This window comes from Sinomonas sp., assembly GCF_051955515.1.
Lineage (GTDB): Bacteria > Actinomycetota > Actinomycetes > Actinomycetales > Micrococcaceae > Sinomonas.
Window position 1 is genome coordinate 1 of sequence record NZ_JBQCGQ010000247.1, and the last position, 10,183, is coordinate 10,183.

General features: G+C 68.6%; 12 protein-coding genes. 10 read left to right on the top strand and 2 right to left on the bottom strand.

The window, feature by feature from the left end; all coding sequences use genetic code 11:
- From ACTHL9_RS14790 to ACTHL9_RS14835, 10 genes are all read left to right on the top strand, one after another.
- On the top strand, positions 1–1,542 hold a 1,542-nt coding region (locus ACTHL9_RS14790), incomplete at its 5' end, for a glycoside hydrolase family 13 protein (RefSeq protein ID WP_440520049.1).
- A 101-nt stretch (positions 1,543–1,643) separates the two neighbouring features.
- Positions 1,644–2,081, top strand: a complete 438-nt coding sequence (locus ACTHL9_RS14795; protein WP_440520050.1) for a pyridoxamine 5'-phosphate oxidase family protein — start codon at positions 1,644–1,646, stop codon at positions 2,079–2,081.
- 345 nt (positions 2,082–2,426) lie between these two features.
- Complete coding sequence (locus ACTHL9_RS14800) at positions 2,427–3,311, top strand: HpcH/HpaI aldolase/citrate lyase family protein (RefSeq protein ID WP_440520051.1); 885 nt, start codon at positions 2,427–2,429, stop codon at positions 3,309–3,311.
- A gap of 8 nt (positions 3,312–3,319) precedes the next feature.
- Positions 3,320–3,553 carry a DUF3188 domain-containing protein gene (locus tag ACTHL9_RS14805; protein WP_440520052.1) on the top strand — a complete coding sequence of 78 codons (234 nt, stop codon included), beginning with the start codon at positions 3,320–3,322 and terminating at the stop codon, positions 3,551–3,553.
- Between the two features lie 9 nt (positions 3,554–3,562).
- Complete coding sequence (locus ACTHL9_RS14810; protein WP_440520053.1) at positions 3,563–4,012, top strand: FAS1-like dehydratase domain-containing protein; 450 nt, start codon at positions 3,563–3,565, stop codon at positions 4,010–4,012.
- Positions 4,009–4,470 (top strand): MaoC family dehydratase, encoded by a 462-nt coding sequence (locus ACTHL9_RS14815; protein WP_440520054.1) that lies wholly within the window; start codon positions 4,009–4,011, stop codon positions 4,468–4,470. Before ACTHL9_RS14810 ends, ACTHL9_RS14815 begins: the two co-directional genes overlap by 4 nt.
- 13 nt (positions 4,471–4,483) lie before the next feature.
- Entirely contained in the window at positions 4,484–5,548 is a 1,065-nt protein-coding gene (locus ACTHL9_RS14820) for a UDP-N-acetylmuramate dehydrogenase (protein ID WP_440520055.1), read from the top strand.
- Complete coding sequence (locus ACTHL9_RS14825) at positions 5,545–6,207, top strand: TetR/AcrR family transcriptional regulator (protein WP_440520056.1); 663 nt, start codon at positions 5,545–5,547, stop codon at positions 6,205–6,207. Before ACTHL9_RS14820 ends, ACTHL9_RS14825 begins: the two co-directional genes overlap by 4 nt.
- A 42-nt stretch (positions 6,208–6,249) precedes the next feature.
- Positions 6,250–7,431 (top strand): acyl-CoA dehydrogenase family protein, encoded by a 1,182-nt coding sequence (locus ACTHL9_RS14830; RefSeq protein ID WP_440520057.1) that lies wholly within the window; start codon positions 6,250–6,252, stop codon positions 7,429–7,431.
- A gap of 45 nt (positions 7,432–7,476) precedes the next feature.
- On the top strand, positions 7,477–8,601 hold the full coding sequence (locus tag ACTHL9_RS14835; RefSeq protein WP_440520058.1) for a winged helix DNA-binding domain-containing protein: 1,125 nt from the start codon (positions 7,477–7,479) through the stop codon (positions 8,599–8,601).
- 7 nt (positions 8,602–8,608) lie between these two features.
- On the opposite strand, the gene asd is transcribed toward ACTHL9_RS14835, so the two are convergent.
- On the bottom strand, positions 8,609–9,748 hold the full coding sequence (asd, locus tag ACTHL9_RS14840; protein ID WP_440520059.1) for an aspartate-semialdehyde dehydrogenase: 1,140 nt from the start codon (positions 9,746–9,748) through the stop codon (positions 8,609–8,611).
- A gap of 23 nt (positions 9,749–9,771) precedes the next feature.
- Positions 9,772–10,183, bottom strand: a 412-nt coding sequence (locus ACTHL9_RS14845; RefSeq protein ID WP_440520060.1) for a dihydrofolate reductase, incomplete at its 5' end; no start/stop codon positions are given.

Consider the following 10,183-nt stretch of genomic DNA (forward strand, 5'->3'; position numbering starts at 1 on the left):
GAGCTCGGGATCGACGCCGTGTGGCTGAGCCCGTTCTACCCCTCGGCGCTCGCTGATGGCGGCTACGACGTCGACGACTACCGCAATGTCGACCCGCGGCTCGGCACCCTCGACGACTTCGACGAGATGGCTGCCGCGCTCCACGCTGCGGGCATCAAGGTCATCGTCGACATTGTGCCGAACCACACCTCGAACCGGCACGCGTGGTTCCACGAGGCGCTCGCGTCGCCGAAGGGCTCGCCCGCGCGCGCCCGCTACATCTTCCGGGACGGGCTCGGCGAGAACGGCGAGCTTCCCCCGAACAACTGGACGTCGATCTTCGGCGGACCAGCCTGGGAGCGCGTCACCGAGCCCGACGGCACGCCGGGCCAGTGGTACTTCCACCTGTTCGCGAAGGAGCAGCCGGACCTCGACTGGGACAATCCCGAGGTCCACGAGGACTTCATCAAGACCCTCCGCTTCTGGTCCGACCGCGGAGCTGACGGCTTCCGCGTCGACGTGGCGCATGCCCTCAAGAAGGACATGGACGCCGAGCTCCCGGACCTCGAGCACCTGCACCGCGCGGACCTGTTCCGCAACGGCGAGCACCCGCTCTGGGACCGGGACGAGGTGCACACCGTGTACTCCGAGTGGCGCAAAGTCTTCAACGAGTACAACCCGCCGCGCACCGCCGTCGCCGAGGCCTGGGTCCACGCGGACCGCAGGGCTCGCTACGCCTCGCCGGAGGGCCTCGGGCAGGCGTTCAACTTCGACCTCCTCCAGGCCGATTTCGACGCCGAGCAGTTCCGCGGGATCATCGCGAAGAACCTCGCCGAGGCGGCTGCGACCGGTGCGTCCTCCACGTGGGTCTTCTCGAATCACGACGTGGTCCGCCACGCGACCCGGTATGGCCTCCCGAAGGGCGGCGGCCGGCGCGGCCACGGCCAGGACGGCGTGGATTGGCTCCTCGAGGGTGGGGACCCGTCCCAGGTCGACGCCGAGCGCGGGCTGCGGCGTGCGAAGGCTGCGACGCTGCTCATGCTCGCGCTGCCCGGCTCGGCCTACCTCTACCAGGGCGAGGAGCTCGGGCTTCAGGAGGTCGGCCAGATCTCGGACGAGGACCGCCAGGACCCCACGTTCTTCCGGAACCGGGGCGTCGAGGTGGGCCGCGACGGGTGCCGCGTGCCGCTCCCGTGGGATGCGGCTCCGGCTGAAGGCTCGTCGTTCGGCTTCGGCTCCAACGGCTCGCACCTCCCCCAGCCGGCGTGGTTCGCGGACTACGCCGAGAGCGTCCAGGAGAAGGACGCCGGCTCGACCCTCGCGTTCTACCGGCGCGCCCTCGCGCTGCGACACGAGCTTCAGGGCGCCGAATCGCTGGGCTGGCAGGATTCCGCGGACGACGACGTACTCCACTTCGTCCGCCCCGGCGGCTGGCACGTTGTGGCCAACTTCGGGACGGCGCCGGTGGTGCTGCCCGAGGGCGAGGTGCTCATCGCGAGTGCAGAGGTCGACGGCGGCAAGCTGCCGGGCGAGGCAACCGTCTGGATCCGCGCCCAGCACTGAGATGCCCAGCACTGAGTGCTGACGGCTGGGGAGTGCTGAAAGCCCCTTTCGCGAAAGGCCCTCCTGTGAAAGTCTGATGGCCGACGCTTGAGGAGGACGCCATGACCACGGCTGACTACGGCTATGGGCCGGGAGCCCGGCATCAGGATGTTGAGCTCGACGAGGAGAAGTGCTGGGCACTTCTCGGATCGTCGGGAATCGGTCGGTTCGCGTTCACCGGCGAAGGCCGGATCCAGGTCTTCCCGGTTCACTATGCCGTCCTGCGCGGCGACGTCTACTTCCGCACGTCCCGTGGGGGAGTGATCGCGGCGTCGCTCCCGCAGGACGGCGTGGCACTTCAAATCGACTCGGCCACGCCGAGTCTCCAGGCCGGGTGGTCGGTGCTCGTCTCGGGCTCGGCCGCTCCCGTCGAGGACGAGTCCCTGCTCACGGAGCTCTTCGGAGTGGCAGCCGAAGAGCCGTGGGCAGGGGGAGTCCGCGACCACTTCGTGAAGGTCCAACCGAAGGAGCTCACGGGGCGTCAGGTATTCCTCTCCTGAGGTTTATCAAATCGCTTGACATATTAATCTCTCAGTAGTCCACTGGTACTGGATCGTCGCGCTGGGGAGCGATTCGTCGACCATCTGTCTCGAAGAATCAGGAGCACAGCGATGGCTGATGTCGAGCCCCAGGTTAACGAAGACACCGCAGGAGAAGCTGCTGTGAGCGCCGAGCGAGGCGCCTCCCATACTGTCCATCCCACCGCCCCCTATGGGTCCTCCGGACTCCATGGTCCGCAGCGCTCCGGCATCACTTGGTGGGAGGCCTGCGGCGGGTGGAGCTCGAGGTACTCCCTCAGCCTCTAGGAATATGCCCGGGGCGCGCCCGGGGGATACCGTTGACCCATGACCTCAACGACCGCCGCCGAATCGCCGCGCCCGACCAGCGCTGACCTGTCCCGTCCTGCTCGAGCCGTGAATCCCGAGATCGCCCGCTCATGGCTCCTGGTCAACGCGATGCGGCCCGAGACCTTCACCGAGGCTTCGTCCTCGCGCGCCGACGCCGTGATCCTCGACATCGAGGACGCTGTGGACCCCTCGCACAAGGACGAGGCGCGCGAGAACGTGACCCAGTGGCTGCGTTCCGGCGGCGAAGCGTGGGTGCGCATCAACGATGCGACCAGCCCGTTCTGGGCCGACGACCTCGCGGGCCTGCGCGGCACGCCGGGGCTGCTCGGCGTGATGCTCGCCAAGACCGAGTCCTCGGACCAGGTCACGGAGAGCTACCACCGCATGGACGGGAAGATCCCCGTGATCCCGCTCGTCGAGTCCGCCGTCGGCATCGAGGAAGCCAACCACATCGCGAAGGCGCAGGGCGCCTTCCGCCTGGCCTTCGGCTCCGGCGACTTCCGGCGCGACACGGGCATGGCGGCGACGCCGGAGGCCATGGCGTACCCGCGGGCCAAGCTCGTCGTGGCGAGCCGAGTCGGCAACCTGCCGGGCCCCATCGACGGGCCGACCGTCGGCACGAATCACCCGATCCTGCGCGAGCAGAGTGCCATCACGGTCATGATGGGCATGACGGGCAAGCTGTGCCTCGCGGTCGACCAGACCGTGGTCATCAATGAGGTCATCAGCCCCACCCCGAGCGATGTCGCCTGGGCCTCGGACTTCATGCGCGATTTCGAGGCCAACGGCCGCGTCATCCGCGACGGTTCGGACCTGCCGCGCCTCGGCCGCGCCGAGAAGATCATGAAGCTCGCCACCGCCTTTGGCGTCCAGCCCATCTGACCCCGAACGTGCTGAACGACTTCTGGGAGACCGCGTCACCGCTCTACAGGAGGGTCGTGCTGTCCGGCATGGCCCTCCTGGGCGTGGGGATCATCCTCAACATCTCGGCGAACCTCGGACGCGTCGCGTGGCTGCTCTATGCGTCGCTCGCGATCATCGGCCTCGGCCTGGTGACCCACCTCGTGGGGATCGGCATCCGCGCGCGCGACACCCGTCGTCGTCTGCGGGGCCCCAACCGTTAGGCTACTGGCATGCCCATCAACCCCGACCTGCAGGGTCGTGTCTACCCGCCCGCCGAGGTGTACGACGTTGCCCGCGAGAAGATCCGCGAGTTCGCCCGCGCGGTGAAGGCCGCGCACCCCGCGCATTTCGACGTCGACGCCGCCCAGTCGCTGGGCTACGGGGACCTCGTTGCGCCGCCGTCGTTCGCGATCATCGTGGCCCAGCGGGCGGATGCCCAGCTCATCGCCGACCCAGAGTCGGGGATCGACTTCTCCCGCGTGGTCCACGCTGAGCAGCGCTTCACGCACCACCGCCCCATCGTGGCCGGCGACCGGCTCACCGCCGAGCTCCACGTGGACCAGGTCCGCGCCATGGGCGGCGGCGCCATGATCACCACGCGCGCCGAGATCGCGGCGGAATCCGGGGAGAAGGTCGCCACGACCACGTCGGCCATCCTGGTTCGCGGGGAGGGCCAATGACCGGAGGACCAGCGACGGGAGGACAAGTGAAGTTCGAGGAGCTCGAGACCGGCACCGAAATCGGGCGCCGCGAGATCGCTGTGACCCGTGCGGACCTCGTGAAGTATGCGGGAGCGTCCGGCGACTTCAACCCCATCCATTGGAACAACGACTTCGCCGTGTCAGTGGAGCTCCCCGGCGTCATTGCCCACGGGATGTTCACCATGGGCGCGGCCGTTCAGCTCGTGGTCGACTGGATCGGCGATCCCGGGGCCGTCGTCGACTACCAGACGCGCTTCACGAAGCCGGTGCCCGTGTCCGACACAACGGGGACTGGCGAGCCGGGTGCGCTCCTCGAGGTCGTAGGAACGGTCGGCGCGCTCGACGCCGAGGCCCGCACGGCCCGCGTGGACCTCATGGTCACAAACGGCGGCCAGCGCGTGCTCACGAAGGCCCAGGCCGTCGTCCGCCTCGCGTGACTAAGCTGGACGGGTGAGCCAGACCCTGCTGTCCGCCCTGACCACCTCCGCCGTCGGCGGCCCTGCTGCGCGCTTCGAGGAAGCGCGCACCGAAGCCGAGATCATCGACGCGGTCCGCACCGCGGACCAGGCCGGCGAGCCCCTACTCATCATCGCCGGCGGCTCGAACCTCATCGTGTCCGACGACGGCTATCCGGGCACCGTGCTGAGGATCGCCTCGGAGGGGCTTGAGCTCGATTCGGCGGACACATGCGGCGGGGTCTCGGTCGGCGTCCAGGCGGGGCACCCCTGGGACGAATTCGTCGACTACGCCGTGCATCACGCATGGAGCGGCGTCGAGGCCCTCTCCGGCATCCCCGGCTCCACCGGGGCGACTCCGGTGCAGAACGTCGGCGCCTATGGTTCCGATGTGTCCCAGACGATCTGGCAGGTCCGCACGTGGGACCGCGAGGCCCGGGCAGTGAAGACGTTTGTTCCCTCAGAGCTCAAGTTCGGCTACCGGGACTCCCTCCTCAAGCAGACGACGACGGCCGGGTCGCCGCGCTACGTCGTCCTCCGGGTCGACTTCCAGTTGGCGCTTGGACGCATGAGCGCGCCGGTCCGCTATGCGGAGCTCGCACGGGCGCTGGGGGTCCAGGTGGGGGAGCGGGCGTCGGCCCTCGAAGTGCGTCGCGAGGTGCTGCGGCTGAGGGCGTCGAAGGGGATGGTCCTCGATCCCTCGGACCGCGACACGTATTCCACGGGCTCGTTCTTCACCAATCCGATCCTTCCGGCCTCTGCCGCGGAGGCGCTCCCCGAGGACGCACCTCGCTATCCCGCCGGGGACGGCCTCGTGAAGACGTCTGCCGCCTGGCTCATCGAGCGCGCAGGCTTCCCGAAGGGGTACGGGCTCGAGGCCGACAGTGTCACCGGCGGCCGAGCCTCGCTCTCGACGAAGCACACCCTTGCTATGACCAATAGGGGATCGGCCACCGCAAAAGATCTCCTCGCGCTCGCCCGCGAGGTTCGCGACGGGGTCCGGGCGCGCTTCGGCATCGAGCTCAGGAACGAACCGCTGCTCATCGGCCTCGAGCTGTGAGCCAGCCGCAGTTCCGCCACGACGTGGCGGCGGCGGCGGTGCGGCTCTATGCGGAGCAAGGCTACGAGGCGACGAGCGCCGAGCAGGTCGCGGCGGCAGCCGGACTCTCCCGCAGCACCTTCTTCCGCCAGTTCCGCTCGAAGGAAGACGTGGTCTTCGCCGACCATGACGCGTTGCTCGAGGAGGCCGAGGCATATCTCGCAGCGGATCACTCTGATCCCTGGGAAGCCGTGTGCGGTGCCGCGCAGCTCGTGTTCGCGCACTTCGAGGAGGAGCGGGATCTCGCACAGCTGCGCTATCAGGTGGTGAATCGGGAGCCCGGGCTGCGCGAGAAGGAGCTTGTCACCACGTTCCGCTACGAGGGGCTCTTCGAGCGGTACCTCGTCTCGGCCGTCCCGGGTCTCGAGCCGCTCGACGCCGTGCGGTTCGCGGCGATGATTGTGGCCACCCACAACTACTGCCTGCGTGAGCTCATGCGGGGCGAGGCGGGCATGGACGGCGAGCGCCTCCGGCGGGAGCTCGACGTGGTCCGCCGCCTCTTCCGCGTCCTCCCCGGCGAGGCGGGGGAGGACGTGGTGGTTGCCGTCTTCCCGCGCTCCACCGCGCCAGTCGAGATCGTACGACGGATCCGGGACACGCTGGAGTCTTCTGGGACTTAGTATCACTTGACCTGACACTCAGTTTCACGATACATCTGTTCCGTGCCTGATTACGATGTCTCCGCAGCGCTCGACACCGACTACTACTCGGTCTTCGCCGACATCGACCCCGCCGACCGTGAGATGTGGGGGCGAGCCCGGCAGTTCGTCGATGAGGCGCTGCCCCAGATGAACGACTACTGGGACCGCGCCGAATACCCCGTCCACTTGGTGAAGCGCCTCGGCGAGCTCAACCTGCTGACCGACGGGCTCGAGGTGCCGGGCCTTGAGCCAATGAGCCCCCTCGCTGCAGGGCTCGTGAACATGGAGATCTCGCGGGGGGACGGCTCGCTGGGCACGGTCGTCGCCGTCCAGGGCGGCTTGGCCCTGCGGTCGATCGCCTTCCATGGCTCGCCGGAGCAGAAGGAACGCTGGCTCGGTCCTCTGGCCCGCGGCGAGGAGCTCGGGGCGTTCGCTCTGACCGAGCCAGATCACGGGTCCGACTCGGTGAGCCTCGAGACGAGGGCGCGGCGCGAGGGGGGCGAATGGGTCATCGACGGCGAGAAGAAGTGGATCGGCAACGGCGCGTCCGGAGGCGTCACCGTGGTCTGGGCGAGGGATGACGACGGCGACGTCCGCGGCTTCCTCGTCGAGCAGGACACCCCAGGGTATGAAGCCGAGGTGATTGAGGGAAAGGGGTCCCTGCGAGCCGTCCATCAGGCACGGATTCGCCTCAACGGCGTCCGGATTCCGCTCGAGTGCGTCCTGCCCGGGGCGAAGACCTTCAAGGACACCTCGCGCGTGCTCGTGGCCACGCGTCTCGGAGTGGCGTGGTCTGCGCTCGGCCACGCAACGGCGGCGTACGAGGCCGCGCTGAACTACGCGCAGGAGCGCATCCAGTTCGGGAAGCCCTTGGTGAAGTTCCAGCTCGTCCAGGATCGGCTGTCGCAGATGCTGGCCGAGCTCACCAGCATGCAGCTTCACTGCGTCCACCTTGCGCGGCTTGAGGCAGAGGGCAGGATGCGCCCCACGCAGGCGTCGATGGCCAAGTACCACAACACCCGCAAGGCACGCCTCATCGCGTCCACGGCGAGGGACCTGCTGGGAGGCAATGGCATCCTGCTGGAGAACCACGTGATCCGGCACATGATGGACATCGAGGCGATCCACACCTACGAGGGGACTGAGAGCGTCCAAGCGCTGCTCATCGGCCGCGACGTGACGGGCGTGGGCGCTTTTTCCTGACGCTGAGGACTGATCCTGTCCGGGCCGCCGGGGCATGATGGAGCGATGGATGGACGTGCGGACAAGAGCCCAAAGGCCAACGTGAACGCCCTCGCGCGGCTCCGCCTCGCGGCGCAAGGTCTGGTTGCAGGTACCACCCTCCCCGAGGACCTGAGGCCTGCCGCCGATCCTGTGACCGCGGTCCAACGCATGGGAGCGCTGCAGAGCCAAGACCTCGCCTCCGGGCTGCTCGCGGCAGCCGTTCGCACCCGCTCCGCCACCGCGTCAGACCTTGCATCAACCCTCGCGAGCGGCGCTCTCGTGCGCACCTGGACCATGCGCGGGACGCTCTTCCTCGTCCCCGCCGAGGACGTCCGGACCTTCGTCCGCCTCGCCGCCGACCGCGTGATGCGCTCAGCGGCCACGCGCCATCGGGGCCTGGGGATCGCCGAGGAGGATGTCGCCGTCGTCCGCAAGGTGGCTGAAGAGCGCTTGGGGGGCGACCTCGGGATGACGCGCCCCGAGCTGTTCGAAGCCTTCGAGGCCGCCGGTCAGCCGACGCGCAACCAGCGCGGCATCCATCTGCTCTCGATCCTTAGCCACCGGCTCGTGCTGGTCCAGGGGCCCCTCCGAGGACGGCAGCAGGAGTTCCGTCTTGCCGACGAATGGCTGCCGACCGACCCCGGACTGAGCGGGGACGAGGCCCTCGAGTTCCTTGCGGCCCGGTACATTACGTCCCACGGCCCGGTGGACGAGCGCGACTTCGCGTGGTGGCTCGGCCAGCCGCTCGGGATCGTGAAAGGGCCCTTCCATGCAGCTGCCAGACGCACCGCGGCGGTCGACGCCGACGGCCGAACCCTGTTCTGCACCCCGATCCTCGCCGATCTTCTGGATACCCGGGTCGGAGCGCGCACGGTCGTGGCGCTCCCCGGCTTCGACGAGATGGCGATCGGCTACCCGGACCGCAGCGTGGCAATCCCGGACGATTACCTCGAGCGGATCATTCCGGGCATCAACGGCGTGTTCAAGGCCATGATCATGGTGGGCGGGCGCGCCGTGGGGACGTGGCTCAAGGGCGGGACTCCCTCCGCGCCCCGCCTCCGGCCCGAGCTGTTCGAGGAGTTGGCGCCCACAGCCGCCGCTGCCGTCGAGAAGGCGGCGGCCCGCATCGAAGAGTACTGGCGGGGCTGACGAGGGGCTAGAGGGTTCCCGTCGCGATCTTCAGCATGCGGCGCAGCGGCTCGGCGGCACCCCAGAGGAGCTGGTCGCCGACCGTGAAGGCAGAGATGTACTCCGGCCCCATTTCGAGCTTGCGGATGCGGCCGACCGGGATGTCGAGCGTGCCGGACGCGGCGACCGGGGTCAGCTGCTCCATGGAGGCCTGCTTCTCGTTGGGCACCACATGCGCCCACTCGTTGTCGGCATCGATGATGTGCTCGATCTCGGCGACGCTGAGGTCCTCGCGAAGCTTGAGGGTAAGGGCCTGGGAATGCGAGCGCATGGCGCCGATCCGGACGCAGAGGCCATCCATGACGACCGGATCGATCGCGCCGCCCTGCTGGGTCCCGAGGATCTTGTTCGTCTCGACGCCGGCCTTCCACTCTTCCTTGGACTGGCCGTTCCCGAGGTCGGCATCGATCCAGGGGATGAGCGAGCCGGCGAGCGGAACCCCGAACTGCGTGGCGTCGACGCCGCCGCGCTGCGCCGCGAGGACCTTGCGGTCGATCTCCAGGATGGCCGATGCCGGGTCCGAGAGTTCCGCCGCGACCGCGCCATGGAGCGTGCCGAACTGGGTGAGGAGCTCACGCATGTGCCGCGCGCCGCCGCCGGAGGCCGCCTGGTACGTCATGGACGTGCCCCACTCGACGAGGTTGTTGCGGAACAGGCCGCCGAGGCCCATGAGCATGCACGAGACGGTGCAGTTGCCGCCGATGAAGTCCTTGACGCCCGAGGCGAGGCCCTCGTCGATGACCTTCCGGTTGACGGGGTCGAGCACGATGATCGAGTCGTCGTTCATGCGCAGCGTCGACGCTGCATCGATCCACAGGCCGTCCCAGCCGGCGGCGCGAAGCTGCGGATGGACCTTCTTCGTGTAGTCGCCGCCTTGGGCGGTGACGATGATCGGCAGCTTGGCGAGCGCCTCGACGTCGTAGGCGTCCTCGAGCTTGCCGGCGTCACCGCCGGCAGAACCAGCGAACGCGGGAGCAGCGCCGCCGGCGTTCGATGTCGAGAAGAACACAGGGTTGATCGAGGCGAAGTCGCCCTCGTCCTGCATCCGCTCCATGAGCACGGAGCCCACCATGCCGCGCCAGCCGACAAAGCCCACCGAAGAAGTCATGGTTTCCATTTTACGGGCAGGGATCACCCGCGCGTGAACTCGACGAAACGGTAACGCGTGCCGGTCCTCGACTCATGCCAGCCACTCTCCGAGGGCTCGGCGGTCCTGACCATCCACTCCGGCCCCAATTCGGGTGCGTAGGTGTCGCCGCCCACTGCGAGATCGAGGAAGGTCACCACCGCCCGCGCGACTGCCGGCCTGCCGAGCGCCTGGGCGAACAGCTCCCCGCCGCCGATGAGCCACGTGAGCTCGCCGCCGGGGGCATCGGAGGCCTCCTTGAGGGCGTGATCCAGGGAATGGACGACGACGGCGCCCTCCGCCTCCCAGCCAACCTGCCGGGTCACCACGATGTTGGTCCGCTCCGAGAACGGCCGGTATCGGGGCGGGATGGAGTCCCACGTCTTGCGCCCCATCACCACGGGGTGGCCCTTCGTC